The sequence below is a fragment of the Firmicutes bacterium HGW-Firmicutes-1 genome (assembly GCA_002841625.1).
Taxonomy (GTDB): Bacteria; Bacillota; Clostridia; order Lachnospirales; family Vallitaleaceae; genus HGW-1.
The window spans coordinates 51379-68205 of the sequence record PHAG01000007.1 but is presented as its reverse complement, the minus strand read 5'-3'; the positions used below and the strand labels follow the sequence as shown (position 1 = coordinate 68205).

Here is a 16827-nt window from a genome sequence, read left to right as displayed (position 1 = left end):
AAAGTATTTACTAATACCTTTCTCCCCTATAATCTGACTACCACTAAAATCTACGTTTGCATCAAGTTTTATGAAGAAACTTTTCTTTTAATAAAATCTACTATAAACACAATTGCCGCTACAATAAGTAATAAATGAATAAGCCCTCCACCGATCCTAAATACCAACCCTAATATCCAAAAACCTACAACAATTCCACCTACCCATTTCAATAAATTCATATTTAGACCTCCATTAATTACGCAAATTTGCAATGTATTATTATCACTACTTATTTTTACCTTGATTAATTCAGTCTATGCAATAAACTTAAATCTACTATTTAATACGATAATAATCAACCAATCCTAAATATCCTTTGGCAATGATTGTAGCTTAACTAGCTTATAATTTACAGGATACTTGGTTAGTTCCGCAAGTAGTAAATCAACTTCTATTTTAGCAACGGCTATATACTTATCAGCTGCACCATAATATATATACAATTCTCCTTCATGGATATAAGCACCTTCGGGAAAGACTACATTATTGACATCACCGAATAGTTCATATTCTTCCACCGGCTCAAGAAGAGGGTAAGGTATGCGAGCAATTACATTTGAAGGATTCTCTAAATCAAGAAGCGCTACACTACCGCGATATACAAACTGATCATCAACTGCATGATATAATAATAGCCATCCCTTTGCTGTTTTAATTGGTGGCACGCTGCCGCCAATTTTTTGATTCTCCCAGAAATACTCGCTTTTCATAATTGTTGATGTTTCAATCTTATTTTCATAATCTTCCCATGAATTTATAGAAAGAAGTTCATCAAAACTTTCAAAATAGTCTAACTGAATATTCGGCGAAATTCTGTGCAAATATCCAATCATTCCATTAATTCTTTCAGGAAAAATAAACGCGTCTTTATCCCAACTAAAATGTTTTATTACGCCCAGTTTATCATATTTAATGAAATCCTCTGTTTTAGCTATAGCCACTCTAGCTGTGATTCCATCATAGGCAGTATAAAAAATGTAAAAACAACCCTCAAATTCAACAATTCTCGGATCTTCACAACCTTTAATCTCCTCAGGTAGTGTTGGATAAATCACCTTATCATTTGAGTCATATAAAATATTGGTTTTTGTATCTAACTTCGCATAACCAATGTAAGATATATATTTTTCTTTATCTTTAATATCACTATTTGTCGCTCTATATAACATATGTACAATTCCGTCCTTCAATTGTATGCCAGGATTGAATCTAGCAAAGCTTCCAAATTGATCCTTAAATGGTCTCATCACAACACCTAGTTTAGTAAATTTTATCATTATAGAATTCCTTTCTAATCGAGTTAAAATCCAAACTATTAAAGAATAGTTTGGACTTTTAAATGTTTTGATATTTCCATAAACGCTATACCATATGATACTACACATTCTGAGCCTTGATTTAAATTCAAGCCATTTTCATTTAGACCGTCATAACAAGCTCCGGTATCTTCATCAATTAAAGATAGTCCCTTTGAATTTTGACCTTTGTACCAATTAAAACATTTTTCTGCACTCTCAAGATACTTTTTATCTGAAGTCATTTCATAATAATCTAGATACGCAAGTAGTGTCTCGCATGCCTCTAAGGGTTGTTCATCATACGCTGCTGGTGCTTCACCTTTCATTAACCAACCATTACATCCGATCGGTTTAAAATAGGCTTCCTTTAAGGTTATGCTACCAAGAAAATCCATACTTTCAATAGCCGTTTCACGCATAATATCTGTTCCCAGAATATGATATGCTTTAAATAGAGACCACGGGAAAAAAGCGTTTCCATAAGTCATAGAGTCTTCAAACCAATGCCAATCGCCATCCTTGAACTTTGAATATTGCTTTACTAAGGACATTGATAAATCCTCAATATGTTTAATCACTTCTGGTCTCTGTGTCAAATAGCTTAATCCAACTATAGAGTAGGCTTTTGCCCTTGGCGAATTAAGTGTTGGCCACTGTTCTAAGGCTTTATTAACAATATGCCAACAACTTCTTTTCATATTTTCCGGAATAGCATCACTTGAAATTGTACGTCCTATAGCCCAAAGACATCTTCCAAAGCAATCTTCGGACCCCTCTTCTTCTAAAAACTCTCTGTTATAATTCATGAAATTTTTAAACTTTCCATTATCATTTTGAGCATAAAGCAGAAAAGCCAGGTATTTATATATAAGTTTTAAATGTTTTCTTTTCTTAAATCGTTCAAAAAGCAATACTGCTAATATCAATGCTCTTGAATTATCGTCAGTCGTATACCCTTTACTTAAGTCTGGGATACCGTAAATGCTGTGTTGGAATATACCCACATCATCAGTTATGTCTGCTAGATAATTTTCAAATAATGCATCACTGCTCTTTAGTTCCATTACACTACCCCAATTTCGGTGGTTGCTGTCATAATACCTAATAATACATTTGTATATCGTAATGCAACCTTATCCCAATACATTGTTCGTCCAATCTTAGCAGTATTTCTTTCCATTTTTGATTTTCTAATAGGCTCTTCTAAAATTTGTTTTATACAAGTAGCCAATGAGTCAGGATTGTTGAATTCAGCAAGTAATCCTCTTTCTTCTGCAAGCATTTCCTCTGCATATAGGTAAGGCGTCGAAACGATTGCCTTGCCATAACCTACTGCATAAGCCAATGTTCCACTCACTGCCTGATCCTTAGCCAGATACGGCGTCATATAAATATCCGTTAACAACAAGTGCAGTATTATTTCGTCTTTTGTAAGGTATTTGTTAATAAATTTAACATTTTCACTTATGCCAAGCTCATTTACAAGATCTTCTAACTTATTTCTATAAGCCATTCCTTTTTCTTTCAATGACGGATGCGTCTGTCCCAGAATAAGATACAGTACATCACTATTGTCTCTAGTAGAACTACTATTGATTACCTTAGCTATAGCTTCAATACCATGTTCTATACCTTTTCCCGGTCCAATTAAACCAAAGGTACATATAATTTGTCTATTTTCATATCCAAGTTTCTTCTTTACCGTTTCCCTTAATTGTAGCGGTTTTTTGGGAACTCCATGATGAATGACTTCGATTTTTTCTGCTTTAACACCATAATCAGCTTGAAGTATTCGTTTGGTATTTTGAGCCATCGTTATTATTTTCTCGCTCTTTTTTCCAAGCTCATGAATGATATGCTTTTGTTTAGGCGTAGGTTTTGATAATATCGTATGGAGAGTAGTCACAACTGGTATTTCTAAATTGTTCACTAAGTCAAGGATATAATCTCCATGATCGCCACCAAAAATCCCATATTCATGCTCAATGACAAGCAATTCAATATTTGAAGCATTCAACTGCTTTGCCATTTCAATATAATCATTTTGTTCATTTTGCCTAATTTCTGCCATAACCTTACTACCGTAAGAACACTTCTCAGAATTACTAATAGCAATGACATGTGTATTTAATTTCCCAATATGATCCATGGTGGTAATGAGATCCTCTGTAAATGTAGCTATTCCACATTCTCTAGGTGGATACGTGCTTAAAAATGCTATGTTTTTATATGCTTTCGCTTGTTTCAAATTAACAACATCCTTTCATATTTTCAATCTGTTAAAAATCTGTTACTACGTTAGATAATTTCATATAGCTGGGTAATTTCACTATCATATACTGTGTTCAAAAGATTTATGTCCTTATCTACACAACTGTTTGATGTAACTATGGTGTTCATTAATCTCACATTTTTGTTTATAATGACGCCATCCCAAAGAATACTTCCAGTAATCCTACTTTTAGCCTCAATGGAAACGTTATTACCTATTACAGAATGTTTTATGACAACTTCTTCTCCAATTATAACGTTATCTCCGATATATGCCGGACCAATAATTTTAGAATTCGGATGGACTTGAACATTTTCACCAAAGCTAATTTTGTCACTATTTAATTCACAATCAACAAGCTTGCATTTTCCATCCAATATGTCTATATGCGTCTGCATATATTTTGCAATTGTGCCAATATCCATCCAATAACTACCACTATGATAAACCCCAATTTTTTTATCTTTTTCAAGTAATTTGGGGAAAGTTTCTCTTTCAATAGATACTAACTTATCGAATGCAATCTCTTCGAAGATTTCTGGCTCAAATATGTAAATACCAGCATTTATGGATGTTGACGATGTTTCCCCTTGTTTTGGCTTTTCTTTAAACGAAGTCGCATATCCACTTGAATCACATTCAATGACGCCATACATCGAAGGATCCTGAACTTCAGTTACTGCTATTGTGGCAATTGCTTGTTTTGATTTATGGAAATCGATCATTTTGCTTAAGTCAATATCACTTAGTATATCTGAGTTAAACACAACAAAAGAATCATCGAATTTATCTTCTGCCATTTTAACAGCTCCACCAGTACCCATTGGACTATCTTCTACTATATATTCTATGTTTAAATTCAAACTACTTCCATTTCCGAAATAGTGTTCAATGTATTCGGGTTGATAGCAAGTGCTTATTATAATATCCGATATGCCGCACTTTTTAAGGTTGAGCATAGTTCTTTCAAGTAATGGTTTATTCATAATAGGAACCATCGGTTTGGGCAGCTTATCCGTTAGAGGTTGAAGTCTAGTGCCCATCCCTCCGGCAAGAAATAGTGCTTTCATTTTTTTCCTCCGTAATTTTCTAGGCAGGTTAATCAAGAGTCGTAAATTTGATTTGAGTTTAAGATAAGTTAATTGAGGTGTTTAAGATATGGTTGTCGATAAAGAAAGTTCAAATATGAACTGTGACCTAAAACAAAGTCCCAGTTCAGTTTGAATTTATATTTCATGTTAATAGACAGATATAATGTAGAATTTCTTACTTAGTTTCAGCTTCAACTTCAGCTTCATCTTCAACTTCTGCTGCTTGATTCTTTAAATGAATTATCATTCCTAAGATTACATCTTCCATTTCATTCACTTTCAACTTTTCATCCAAAGTAAAATTATTTAAAGTGATGGAATCACCTAATTGCATATCTGATACATCGACAGTCAATGAATCGGGCATTAAAGCCATCTTCCCAAAAACTGATATTTCAGATTTGTATATTTGTAGCTGTAGTTGTCTCGTTTTTAACGCTTCATCACCATTAAATATAATAGGGATTTGCATTTTTATTTCATGCTCTTTTGAAACCATTTGAACATCTAAATGAGTAATATTCCTTGAGATCGGATTTTGTTGTACCTCTTTAATAAATCCAAATTTCTTACTGTCATTAAACTTAATCCATATTTTAGCGTTAGAGCCATGTTTGTTAATTATCTTTCTTAAGGCAATTGCATTAAATTTTACAGAAGTTGCTCCAGCAACACTATCTCCGTAAATTACACCCGGTACAAAACCAGCTTCTCTGAATTTTCCTGGTTGTTTCGTTCTTTCTACTGCTTCTAAAATAATCTCTTCCATATTTCTCCTATATTGGCATATAGCCATTCATCATTATGCAAAAGATTACTTAAGCTCATTCAAACTTTTCAATAATCTCTGCTAGTTCAGCTTGTTCATTGTGGTAATAATATCCTTTGTTAATGTATTTGAAAATATTCAAGAAATGGATAAATCCTTGAGATAATGTCTAATCAATTATAGTATTAGCACTCGCCACATCCGAGTGCTAATACTATAATTATACCTTTATATATATGTAACGTCAATGTAATTCTGAAAATTCAATTTTTTGCATCGGAACAAATGCTTTTGTCGCGCAATAATTCCTAATGAGTATTTAGCGTCAAAAAATTCACTTTAATCATAATTTCAGTAATATAACACCTGCTCCTTGACAACAGTATGTCATATTATAAAGATAAAAGGCTATCTTTTCATTGATAACCTTTGAACATGTAACTATTTTTCATGCTTGCTTTCATGTACCTCAATTTTCTGACCATCAATAATCCCAACATCTTCATTGTCTTTTGGCTGCATCTTTCTTAAATCAGGAGTGCTTTTTTCTCTATCTCTCATTCTATTTTTGTTGTTATCCATATTTCTTTTCCTTTCTACTAAATGGTTTATAGTTCTCTTTAGTATCTATGTAAAGGAAAAGATTTATTCAAAAGCTTAGTGCATAAGCCCATACATATCTTCAATTTTTTCACTCATGTATTTTTGTACATCAACAATTGCCTGATTATAAAAATATGGACCGATTTTGTTTGTTATGAAATCCAAAATAAGCTCTCCTGCCAAATCTCCAATCGATTCTTCTCTCTCCCGAGCAAAGTATTCTATGATTTCTTGCGATGCTTGTTTCTTTTGTTCTTTCGTAAGTTCAATTGTACTTATCCCAGCTTTTCTCATATTTAATCTCCTCGTATAATGTGATTATTCTTTCCTATTCTCCGTCACCTAATATTATAACTCACATATAATGTATTGGTACAATTTTTTAGGAGGAAATGGCATGTATTGTTACACTTTTGTAAATGAATTCTCTTGTATTTTCAATGAACTTCAATTATGGAGTCATATATCTAGTGATCATCCTAATTTTCTAAAGATTGTAGCTTCTCTATCCAATGTGAAGTTACCCAAAGAGGCAGTCGCTACCCTTGACGATTTACACAAAACATTTCACGGATTATATACCTACGTTAAACGCTTAAAAAAACATATTTTAGGAAATCCAGACTTAAATGATAAAGATATTAGGGCAGTGAAGAAGACTATTCATGATTTTTTGCTTTATGATTCTCAAGCTTTATGTTTTTATCCTGAATTGTTAGAATTTGGTGAGGAAAATAAGGCTTGGCAAGAATTAGTGAAGCATATTATTGATGAGCAGCTTTTTATGCTTGATTTATTTAAAGACTTAAGGCAACAAATAAAGAGAATTGATTTATAACAAGTCAAATATGTTGAGTTAGATAAATTCAAAACTGGGTAGAAAAAATCTCTACCCAGTTTATTTCATATATTTTGAATACATCGCTTATAGATCTACTAATCAGAAAGCTTTGATGTGTGCTTTCACTTATGTTTTTTGAATGGGAAGACAAATCTGAAACAAAGCACCTCCTAATTCAGACTCAGTAGCGGTAATTCGTCCTTTATGTTTATTAACAATAATATCGTAAGCAATTCCCAATCCGAGTCCTGTTCCCTGCCCAACTTGTTTTGTAGTAAAGAATGGTGCGAAAATCTTTTCCCTTAATTCTTCAGGAATTCCTGGACCATTATCTTCAATCATACAAATGACCTGATCATTTATACATTTAGTAATAATCCGGATACACCCTAGAGGTTCTTTGTATTTGGATTTGATGGCTTGTGTGCAGTTGACCAAAATATTCAACAGCACCTGGTTGATTTGGCCTCCATTTGCTATGATATCTGGAATCTCACCTAAGTCAGTCTGAACTACCGCACAATATTTAATTTCGTTATTTATTATGGTTAATGAATCTCTAATTCCTTCGTTTAAATCATACGGTTGTTGGATATCGGTTTGTTCGATTCTAGAAAAGTTTTTAAGACTTTTTACAATAGAAGTAATCCTATCGAGTCCGTTTTCTGTGTCCTTAAGTAGCTCTGGAATATCTTGCATCATAAAAGTAATCTTTTTACTAGTTGAATCACCCTGTAATTTATCCTTTAATAATTCTGTTAAAGTTTCTATGTATTTTTTCATGGTCTCAAAGTTACTTGCAACAAAACCTAGTGGATTATTAATTTCATGGGCTACTCCTGCCGCCAATTGACCAACCCCTGCAAGTTTTTCTTGTTGAATGAGTTGACCTTGGGTCAGTTGAAGTTCGTTTAATAGTTTGTTGGCTTCTAAATTACTCTGACAAAGTCTCTCATGAAGATTTTTAATTTCAGTTATATCTTCTTGTATAGCAATATAATTAACAATATCACCATTTACATTCTTTACCGGAGAAATAGTCGTAAGACCCCAATAGACATCACCATTTTTCTTTCTATAAAGTAGCTCTCCTCTCCACTCTAATCCAGCCGTAATTGTTCCCCACAGTTCTTTATATTTATCATCTCCATTGAGCCCCAAAGTAAGAAACCTAGGATTTTGACCAATAACCTCTTCCTTTTTAAATCCAGTTACTTTTGTAAAATTCGGGTTCACATATTCGATATGACTATAAATATCTGTTATTACAATCCCACTAGAGCTTTGCTCAACAGCTCTAGTCAACTTTAATAGGTTTTCTTCTGTCTTCTTTCTATCCGAGATATCTCGAATAACGTTAACAATCATCCGCTTGCCATCAAATGGTATTCCAGTTGCATTAACTTCAACAGGAAAAGCTCTTCCATCTTTAGTATAATGAATGGTCTCAAATAGAATACCCTCATTTATTGCTGTATTTATTTGATTCGTTATTATTGATACATCCATCAAGCCTCTTAGTTTATAGATTGTGCTATTTAAAAGCTCTTCCTTTGTATATCCGTACTTTTCGATTGCCGCTTGATTTGCATCTATTATTTTCCCATCGCTGTCAATAAAAATCACAAGATCAGTTACATAGTCTGCAAGACTCTTGTATTTTTCCAATGCCCTCTGCAGTGCTTTTATTTCTGAATTTTCAAGAATCACTATTTGATGCATTCGTTCAAAATAAAATACAACAAATCCAATCGCACATAAAAGGGAAATAACAGAAATTGCAACATGATCAAAAACTCCTTCCTTAAATACTACAGCTAAAAAAGGAGAAATCGCATAAATCATTCCCATAGCCATGTATCCACCACCAGCTATGACTTTTCCCAGCAAGCCTTCTGTAAAATATTTAAAGATCAAAAATGCTGTCCAAAAAAACAATAAGGCAAAATATATTGAAACACTGAACATATCTATTGTTTTGTACAAAGTATGTAATAGGTATATTAAAAGCAATGCAGTTAAATTAATCCTAATATATATTTTGTTAATTTTCTTATTTCTATAAACCATAACACCCTTATAAATAAGAAGTATACTTATCCAAGCAAAAAAATTTGTAAGAATGCTCAAACTAGGTAAATGAAAAAAGAAACTACAAAGCAAGTGATTTATACAGTGTATACTGAACATACCCCATCCCCAAGCCCAATACAATAAATACTTTTCTTTACTTTTTATTGAAAATAAAAGCAATAATAGAGACATAACAATAGAATTAGTCATACTCACTAAAATCGCAATCTGATGTGCACTCATTGATCGACCATCCTTTCACTCGCTACAAGGCAATGTTATTCCTGTTGTAAACTTAATGTCAATACTGCAATCAAACTACCATTCAATTGGGTCACATAAAAATCCATCTTGCTCAGCTTTGCAACATTTGCAATAACCGAATTAAGTAAATCCATTCTTATGTCTAACAACAAACCTTCTTTATCAGCATCCTCTGATTGATTTAAGCTTACCTTTGGACATATCAAACTAATGGTTGGATTATTTGTATTGTTAACAGCTGCAACAATATACAAGCCATTTTTATTATATAAATCTTCTAATATCAATGTACATGACAACAAAAGTGCTACTGCAATCTTATAATAAATTTTTGCTTTTTGTCGGAAACTAGTTTTTAATTCGGTATTTGAAATAGGTATATACGTCTCAATAACTTGAATAACTTCATTAAATAATGCCTCACATGAGGTTTCTTTTTCATCACCTTTTACTGCTTGAATAAATAAGTCAAACACCTTCCCTTGCAAATCTATAAAGCTCGTGTATACTTCTTTTGATTGGTTACTGGTTTTACGATTAAAATCTATTATTTGTTTTCCGCATTCTGCAAGAATTTCACTGCTTTTCTTTGCCGAAGCAACTGTATCCTCAATATTTTTTAGAATGTTGGTATATGCTAAATTTTTATTTTGTAAGGCTTTTTTAATTTCATCATTTTCTTCTTGCATAATATAATAATCAAGGGCTTTGTGAATAACTACTTTGAACTCTCCTTCTAACTTCCATGGTTTGGTAATAAATTTAAAAATATCTACTTGATTTATGGTTACCAATATCTGAGGCAATTGTGTATAACCTGATAGTACTATTTTAATCATTCGAGGATACTGATCCTCAACTTCTTTAAGCAATTTTAGTCCATCCATTTCTGGCATACGCATATCACTTACGATCACACTGATCTTTGTTTTTTCTAAAAGCTTTAAAGCTTCTTTCCCACTTGAAGCAAAATAGCATTTATATTCTTCATCCATCAACCCTCTTTGAAGAGAGTTTAATATATTAACTTCATCATCTACAAATAGTACCGAATATTTTTCATACACTGTATTACCCCCCCTATATATAACAACTATTTTTTCAAAGAATTTTATAATTTAAACGAAGCCAAACTAATCTCAAAATCACCTTTTGATATTTTTAAATATTCAAAAACACGCAGATCAAAATCTTCATACGTTTCTTCTTTCATCAAGTCCCATGCATATCTCTGTGCAATATGAAGTGCACATACTAGTTCATTATTCGTTATGTTTTCGTCAAATGGTTTATGATGATACATTGTAGCTTCAACAATAGCATATGGGAATTCCCACCAATTTAACAGATAGCTACCTGCTTCATTATGTGTCACTTTAAACTTCTCTAACTCTAATTCTTCAATACATTTTTTTTGTGTTTTTGCATTTAGCATAAGTTTTAAATATTCTTGTCCGTAGTTACTCAAAAATAATACAAGACCAATATTGTGCAGTAACCCCGTTGCAGATAAGGTTTCAGGCAGCTTTTTATGCAAATGTTTTTGATAAATGAAGCTCAATAGCTTATTCGTAATAAATGCATGGTTCCATATTTTTTCCATTTTTTCTTTAACAATACTGTTTGATTTAAATCCTTCAATTATTGAGGTAGAAATAACTAAATTCCTAGTATTTTGAATTCCTATATAGGTAATTGCTTGTTTAAGCGAACCTGTTTTTGCACTATAATATGCCGAATTTGCAACATGTAATAGCTTTGAAGCAATTGATTGATCTCGCTCAATTTCTAGAGCAATATTAGATAAGTCAGATTCCTTATCAATAAGTTGAAGTATTCTTTGGTAGCTTTCTTTTATCGTAGGCAGATGTTCTGTACCATTAATTAATGTTAGTAAATTAACAGAGGTCAATATTTCTTCTGTCTTAAATACTTGATCAATGATTGTCAAGAGCTTATCATTTTCCCAAGGTTTCATAATATATAATTTAGCTATGTTTTTTTGAAGTGCATTGAAAACGACTTTTTCATCTGAATATCCACTTAGAATAATTCGTATGATATTAGGATATAGCAATTTTACTTTGGACAGTAATTCATACCCGTCCATAAAAGGCATTCGCATATCCGATATGATTAAATCAACGTTATTGTGTTTTAGAAATTCTAAGGCCATTTCTCCACTATCAACTGTATTTACTTTGTAATCCGTATCCATAAGAACTCTACCTAACGCCTTTAATATTTGAGTCTCGTCATCAACAAACAATATTTTCTTCATGATAACCTCCCTGACACTATTTTTCATTAGTGACTATACCGATATTGGTAGCTTAATAATAAAAGTTGTGCCTTCATTTAATATACTTTTTACATCTAATACACCCTTATGCTTATTAACTATGATGTCAAAGGAAATACTTAATCCTAATCCAGTACCCTGGCCAACATCCCTCGAAGTAAAAAATGGGTTGTAGATTTTATCCAGATTTTCCTCTGGTATTCCTGGTCCATCATCTGTAATTGAAATGCACATATAATCTGCCTCTTGATATGTATTGACTTCTATATGTCCCAGAGATTCTTTACTTTGCAACTTAATGGCTTGAATTGCATTGAGAAGTATATTCAATAGAACTTGACCAATTTGCCCCGCATTACAATAGATTTCAGGAAGCATCGTATTGTTTTGAGTTATTACTGCCACGTTCTCCGCTTCATGTTTTACAATAAGAAAAACCTGATTAACGATTAGCTCCAATAAGCAGAAATCCTTTTCTTGATCTAAACTGGTTGTGGAAAGATTTAAAAGAGATTGAATAATTTCTGCAACCCTTTGAATACCATTTTTGGAATCTGTTATAATATTTTCTAAATCTCCTGTTATGGCTTCAATTTTAAGTTGATTGTATTTTCCTTTTATTGTATCCATAATCTGTTTATATTGTGAATCTTCAAAACACGTAACCATGCCCTCTAAGCATTCTTGATTGTAAATAAAGTATTCATTTATTTTTTTCAAATAATTGGATAAGGTTTCAAGATTACTGCCAATATACCCAATGGGATTGTTAATTTCATGGGCGACTCCTGCCGCAAGCTCTCCAATCGCTGCCATCTTTTCAGATTGAACCAAATGAAATTGAGTGTCTTTTAATAAAGCGTTAACCGTTTTGAGTTCAATGTTTTGTTTCTTCATCACATCAATCATGTCTTTAAGCATAAGCGTATTGCTTCTATTTTTTGCCACAGCTTTAAGTCTAGCTTGAAATTCCGTTATATCAATTGGCTTTCTAACATAATCACTTGCACCTATTTCAAAACACGTTTTGAAGCTTTCACTATCATTCATTGCAGTCAACATAATCACTTGCAAATCACCATATGCTTCGTTGCTACGTATTTGCCTAAGGATATCTATACCATCTATTTCAGGCATCATGATATCAAGTAAAAGTATATCAATATTTTCTGTTTCCAGCATACCCATTACTGCTTTAGGATCTTGGCAAAGAAAAACGGTATATTCCTTGAAATAATACTGCAAATAGCCTTGTGCCACCATTAAATTGAAGCGATCATCATCTACAACAAGTACTCTCATGTTTTACAACTCCTTAATGATTAATAATCAACATGCTCCTGCTCACTATGAATTGGTAGAGTTAGCGTAAAAACAGTTCCTTCTCCAATTGTGCTCTTGACATCAATATTACCCTTATGCTTGTTAACAATAATATCATGTGCAATGCTAAGACCCAAACCCGTACCACTCCCAACTGGTTTCGTGGTAAAGAAGGGTTCAAATACCCTGTTTAAGCAATTGGAAGGGATTCCGGCTCCATCATCTGTTATTTCACAGTAAACAAAATTCTCGTCAGCGAAAGTATGTATTGTTATATTACCAAAAATACCTTTGCTTTTGATCGCATGAGAAGCATTCACAATTAAATTTAACAGCACTTGATTAATCTCTCCAAATAAAGCAGATATCAAAGGGATAGTCTCAAGTTGTTCTATGACATTGGCATTATATTTAATTTCATTATTAACAATTACTAAAGTATCTTTAATGCCCGTGTTCAAATCATAATCTACAAATTCCTCTGCATTACCTCTTCTGGAAAACCCTAGCAAGCTCTTAATAATTTTTTCAATTCTTTGAAGACCATCAAGTGTCTCTTCATTGATGGCTTCTAAATCGTTAAAAATGGCATCCATTTTATTCGTTTTCATATAAGCTAACACTTCTTGGCATAATTTTCCACAATCATCTTCACTTCTCGAATAGTTAACCATATTTTGATTAAGCTCATAAAGTCCTTGCATTTTTATAATATATTTTTTAAATATTTCCATATTACTCTGTACAAAACCCAAGGGGTTATTGATTTCATGAGCAATCCCTGCGGAAAGTTCACCAATACCTGCCATCTTTTCATTGCTTACAAGCTGGGCCTGCAAATTATTCATTTTTTCAATGCTTTCTATATATTCACTAGAGCTGATGTCAATACTTCTTTCAAGTAGGATTTTATCATTATCATAGTCAATATATGTTCTGTTGATGAGTTCTAGAAATTCCTTCACTTGAGGGTGAAGTCCTTCACAAGTCTCTTGACTACCAAAAATTTTATTAATCTGTTTTTTTAATAATATATTGTATTCATCCATGGCAACACTCCTCACCTATCAACGTAATAGTCATTGTTTGGTTGTGAAGTTCACAGGTGGTATCTTTCTTATAAGGAGAAATCTCTCCATAAGAATAAAATCCTGAAATAATTGTATCATTTCCCATAAGCTCCTTAACCACGCCTACTTCTTCGTCTACCATTTGCTTAAGCACTAGCTTTCTACCAATGCAACTAATAAGTATAGCCAGATCTGCACGCTGTCCACTAATCATGTCTCTACTTAATTCAATTGCGTGCCTTGAACCATCAATTAGATTGTCTGTATTGGCTTTCATTAATCGGCAATATGCACCAACAGGAATATCTCCAGCAAAAGTTAATGTTTTTTTCTCTTCATCAACGGCTAGAATTGTTCTCACATAGCTATGAGCTGATTTCCTTTCTCTAATACTGAGTGGAAATAGTAGTGCGCTAGCTGGTAATTCATTGGCTTTTTCACCCAAATATTCCTTATATAAATCCAATGCTGGTTTACCATCAATTTCATAAAGTACATTGTTGCGCGCTTTCGTCACAATTCGTTCAACTCCAAAGGTATCCCATCCCCCCATAGAAGCATAGCTTGTGTTTATATCTCCATAAAAGGCTGCAACTACGATTTGATTGGACCTTGCATAATCATTTGCTAGTACATATGTAGCCTTAAATTCCGAGCCATCTCCTGATAATCCGCCAGTTATAGGTATATTAAATTGATTGTTCTCTCTCATTCCTTCTACCAATTTGCTTCCATTGATATTTAGGCCCTCGCATAAAATAAATACATGCTTCAATTCTTCAGCTGACAAGGAATCCATAATTTTCTTGCCAGTTATATGATAATTCGAGTTGTTCTCCAATTCAAATCTACTAAAAACGACCGAACTTTTCTCAAGAAAAACGGCCGTAACAATTAATGTATCATCAGCGACATTACAACCTTGAATTTCTCCTGCTGATGAACACCCCATAATATAACCATTGGGATATAAACACTTAATTTGATCAAATATTTCTGATTGACAAATTAATTGTTTGCTTCCAAAAACTAAAATCCATTGTGCCTTATCGCCTAAGGTGACTTCACCTTTAAATTTATTATTTGCGTATATCAGTTGATCAATTTTCATAACTGTCTCTCCTTACAATTTTGAATTAATGAGGTTCCTTATCTTAGTTTCTATAGAGGATATTCATTATTGAACAACAATTCAAGATTCTTGTCTATATTTGTCGAATTGTTTGATAAATATTATTATGGATGTCAGACTTGTATTTGTCAAGATGTTCATTTTGTTATATATTACCTGTAGATAATTATTCTTCCAAAAGCTCTATTAAGGGCGTTATATCTGTAAGACGTGCTCTACTAAATGCTAAAATATTCATTTATGGATTGTAACGCACCTGAAACCATGAACTCAATATCTTTTTCTTCAACAACATACGGTGGCATAAAATAAATAACATTTCCTAACGGCCGAAGCAATATTCCTTTTTTAAGTGCAATCTGATATATGTTATATCCTACGCGTTCTTTCCAATCAAAACCTTCTTTCGTCTTCTGATCTTTAACCAATTCGATTGCCCCTACCATGCCTAATTGTCGAAATTCTCCTACATAGGGATGATCCTTAAACATTGTACTAACCATATCTCGAATCAGCTTTGTTTTTTTCTGATTACTTTCTAATATATGTTCATCTTCAAATATATTCAAGGACTCGCAGGCAATGGCACAGGCTAATGTATTACCCGAATAGCTATGACTATGCATGAAAGCTCTTAAGTCAGTGTAATCACTATAGAATGCATCATAAATCGTATCATTCATAAGTGTCACTGATAGTGGCATATAACCAGCCGTGATCCCTTTTGAAAGGCACATCATATCAGGCGATACATCTGCATGTTCACAAGCAAACATCTTTCCAGTACGACCAAATCCCACCGCAATTTCATCTGCTATAAAATGTACATTATATTCAGTACACAGCTTTCTTAGCTTTTTCAGATAAATTGGAGAGTAGATTTTCATCCCGGCTGCGCCTTGAATCATCGGTTCGATTAAAACACCACTAATCTGCTCGTGGTTTTCAATAATTGTTTTTTCCATATGCTCAAAACACTCGGCATTACATTCTTCTCTCTTTTGACCATAGGGACATCTGAAACAGTCAGGTCCCTGTGGCTTAAAAGTATTTAATAATAATGGTTTGAAAATTTCATTATATAAACCCAAATCTCCTACAGAAAGTGCTCCGATGGTCTCCCCATGGTATCCATCTGAAATTGCAACAAATCTCGTTTTATTTGGGTTTCCAGTTTGTTGGTGATATTGAAAGCTCAACTTTAAAGCTACTTCTATGGCTGAAGAACCATTGTCTGAGAAAAAAACTTTATTTAGCCCTTCTGGTGTAAGCTTCACAAGTCGTTCTGCAAGGTCAATCGCTGGTCGATGAGAAAAGTTAGCAAAAATAGCATGTTCTAAGGTATTGATTTGTCTATCAATAGCCGCATTAATACGTTTATTGCAATGACCAAATAAGTTAACCCACCAGGAAGAAACCGCATCTAAATATTGATTGCCATCAACGTCTTTTAAATAGGCACCACTACCACTTTCTAATACGATTGGTGGAAAGCTTTCATAATCCTTCATTTGAGAACAGGGATGCCATATGTACTGCATGTCCTTTTTTTGTAAATCATTCATTTTTGTTACCTCATTGTTATCTTGTATTAGTTGTTGTCTTTATAAATTTTTATCTTTATAAATTGTTATGTTTATAAATTGTTATCTCTATTAATTGTTATCTCTATTAATTGTTATCTCTATTAATTGTTATCTCTATTAATTGTTATCTCTATCAATTGTTATCTCTATCAATTGTTATC

The 16827-nt window shown here is 32.9% G+C and carries 14 protein-coding genes; 1 reads left to right on the top strand and 13 read right to left on the bottom strand.

Translation table 11 applies throughout. The annotated features are described in order from the left end of the window. Positions 1–347: 347 nt before the first annotated feature. The 6 genes from CVU84_09095 to CVU84_09070 all read right to left on the bottom strand — a co-directional run bounded on the left by CVU84_09095 (position 348) and on the right by CVU84_09070 (position 6369). Positions 348–1427, bottom strand: coding sequence for a glycosidase (locus CVU84_09095; protein PKM94662.1), 1080 nt, complete (start codon positions 1425–1427; stop codon positions 348–350). Beyond that, positions 1358–2404, bottom strand: coding sequence for a glycosyltransferase (locus tag CVU84_09090; GenBank protein PKM94661.1), 1047 nt, complete (start codon positions 2402–2404; stop codon positions 1358–1360). The genes CVU84_09095 and CVU84_09090 overlap by 70 nt, the downstream gene beginning before the upstream one ends. Beyond that, on the bottom strand, positions 2404–3489 hold the full coding sequence (locus CVU84_09085; protein PKM94782.1) for a glycosyl transferase family 1: 1086 nt from the start codon (positions 3487–3489) through the stop codon (positions 2404–2406). Before CVU84_09085 ends, CVU84_09090 begins: the two co-directional genes overlap by 1 nt. Before the next feature lie 149 nt (positions 3490–3638). After that, positions 3639–4682, bottom strand: a complete 1044-nt coding sequence (locus CVU84_09080) for a nucleotidyltransferase (protein ID PKM94660.1) — start codon at positions 4680–4682, stop codon at positions 3639–3641. Positions 4683–4878: 196 nt separating this feature from the next. Then, the gene (locus CVU84_09075; protein PKM94659.1) at positions 4879–5472 is read right to left on the bottom strand and encodes a 50S ribosomal protein L25; all 594 of its coding nucleotides are present in this window, start codon (positions 5470–5472) and stop codon (positions 4879–4881) included. Between the two features lie 657 nt (positions 5473–6129). Next, a complete protein-coding gene (locus tag CVU84_09070) occupies positions 6130–6369 on the bottom strand; it encodes a DUF2164 domain-containing protein (protein ID PKM94658.1) in 240 nt (79 codons plus the stop codon). A gap of 103 nt (positions 6370–6472) precedes the next feature. On the opposite strand from CVU84_09070, the gene CVU84_09065 reads away from it, so the two are divergent. Then, positions 6473–6913 (top strand): hypothetical protein, encoded by a 441-nt coding sequence (locus tag CVU84_09065; protein ID PKM94657.1) that lies wholly within the window; start codon positions 6473–6475, stop codon positions 6911–6913. 129 nt (positions 6914–7042) lie between these two features. Here CVU84_09065 and CVU84_09060 read toward each other — a convergent pair whose 3' ends face one another. The 7 genes from CVU84_09060 to bioA form a co-directional block, all read right to left on the bottom strand. Continuing rightward, positions 7043–9232, bottom strand: a complete 2190-nt coding sequence (locus tag CVU84_09060) for a hypothetical protein (GenBank protein ID PKM94656.1) — start codon at positions 9230–9232, stop codon at positions 7043–7045. 35 nt (positions 9233–9267) lie between these two features. Further along, positions 9268–10320: a hypothetical protein gene (locus tag CVU84_09055; GenBank protein ID PKM94655.1), complete on the bottom strand. Its 1053-nt coding sequence runs from the start codon at positions 10318–10320 to the stop codon at positions 9268–9270. A gap of 44 nt (positions 10321–10364) precedes the next feature. Then, positions 10365–11561 carry a response regulator gene (locus tag CVU84_09050; GenBank protein PKM94654.1) on the bottom strand — a complete coding sequence of 399 codons (1197 nt, stop codon included), beginning with the start codon at positions 11559–11561 and terminating at the stop codon, positions 10365–10367. Between the two features lie 6 nt (positions 11562–11567). Then, a complete protein-coding gene (locus CVU84_09045; protein ID PKM94653.1) occupies positions 11568–12857 on the bottom strand; it encodes a hybrid sensor histidine kinase/response regulator in 1290 nt (429 codons plus the stop codon). A 20-nt stretch (positions 12858–12877) separates the two neighbouring features. Further along, the gene (locus CVU84_09040; protein ID PKM94652.1) at positions 12878–13927 is read right to left on the bottom strand and encodes a histidine kinase; all 1050 of its coding nucleotides are present in this window, start codon (positions 13925–13927) and stop codon (positions 12878–12880) included. Continuing rightward, positions 13920–15059 carry a hypothetical protein gene (locus tag CVU84_09035; GenBank protein PKM94651.1) on the bottom strand — a complete coding sequence of 380 codons (1140 nt, stop codon included), beginning with the start codon at positions 15057–15059 and terminating at the stop codon, positions 13920–13922. Before CVU84_09035 ends, CVU84_09040 begins: the two co-directional genes overlap by 8 nt. A 239-nt stretch (positions 15060–15298) precedes the next feature. Further along, complete coding sequence (gene bioA, locus CVU84_09030) at positions 15299–16645, bottom strand: adenosylmethionine--8-amino-7-oxononanoate transaminase (protein PKM94650.1); 1347 nt, start codon at positions 16643–16645, stop codon at positions 15299–15301. Positions 16646–16827: the final 182 nt, after the last annotated feature.

Excerpts from the sequence above, each read along its gene's own strand:
- CVU84_09095 (PKM94662.1), bottom strand. The coding sequence starts at position 1,427 with ATGTGTAGTATCATATGGTATAGCGTTTATGGAAATATCAAAACATTT.
- CVU84_09090 (PKM94661.1), bottom strand. The coding sequence starts at position 2,404 with ATGGAACTAAAGAGCAGTGATGCATTATTTGAAAATTATCTAGCAGAC.
- CVU84_09085 (PKM94782.1), bottom strand. The coding sequence starts at position 3,489 with ATGGATCATATTGGGAAATTAAATACACATGTCATTGCTATTAGTAAT.
- CVU84_09080 (PKM94660.1), bottom strand. The coding sequence starts at position 4,682 with ATGAAAGCACTATTTCTTGCCGGAGGGATGGGCACTAGACTTCAACCT.
- CVU84_09075 (PKM94659.1), bottom strand. The coding sequence starts at position 5,472 with ATGGAAGAGATTATTTTAGAAGCAGTAGAAAGAACGAAACAACCAGGA.
- CVU84_09070 (PKM94658.1), bottom strand. The coding sequence starts at position 6,369 with ATGAGAAAAGCTGGGATAAGTACAATTGAACTTACGAAAGAACAAAAG.
- CVU84_09065 (PKM94657.1), top strand. The coding sequence starts at position 6,473 with ATGTATTGTTACACTTTTGTAAATGAATTCTCTTGTATTTTCAATGAA.
- CVU84_09060 (PKM94656.1), bottom strand. The coding sequence starts at position 9,232 with ATGAGTGCACATCAGATTGCGATTTTAGTGAGTATGACTAATTCTATT.
- CVU84_09050 (PKM94654.1), bottom strand. The coding sequence starts at position 11,561 with ATGAAAAATAGTGTCAGGGAGGTTATCATGAAGAAAATATTGTTTGTT.
- CVU84_09045 (PKM94653.1), bottom strand. The coding sequence starts at position 12,857 with ATGAGAGTACTTGTTGTAGATGATGATCGCTTCAATTTAATGGTGGCA.
- CVU84_09040 (PKM94652.1), bottom strand. The coding sequence starts at position 13,927 with ATGGATGAATACAATATATTATTAAAAAAACAGATTAATAAAATTTTT.
- CVU84_09035 (PKM94651.1), bottom strand. The coding sequence starts at position 15,059 with ATGAAAATTGATCAACTGATATACGCAAATAATAAATTTAAAGGTGAA.
- bioA (PKM94650.1), bottom strand. The coding sequence starts at position 16,645 with ATGAATGATTTACAAAAAAAGGACATGCAGTACATATGGCATCCCTGT.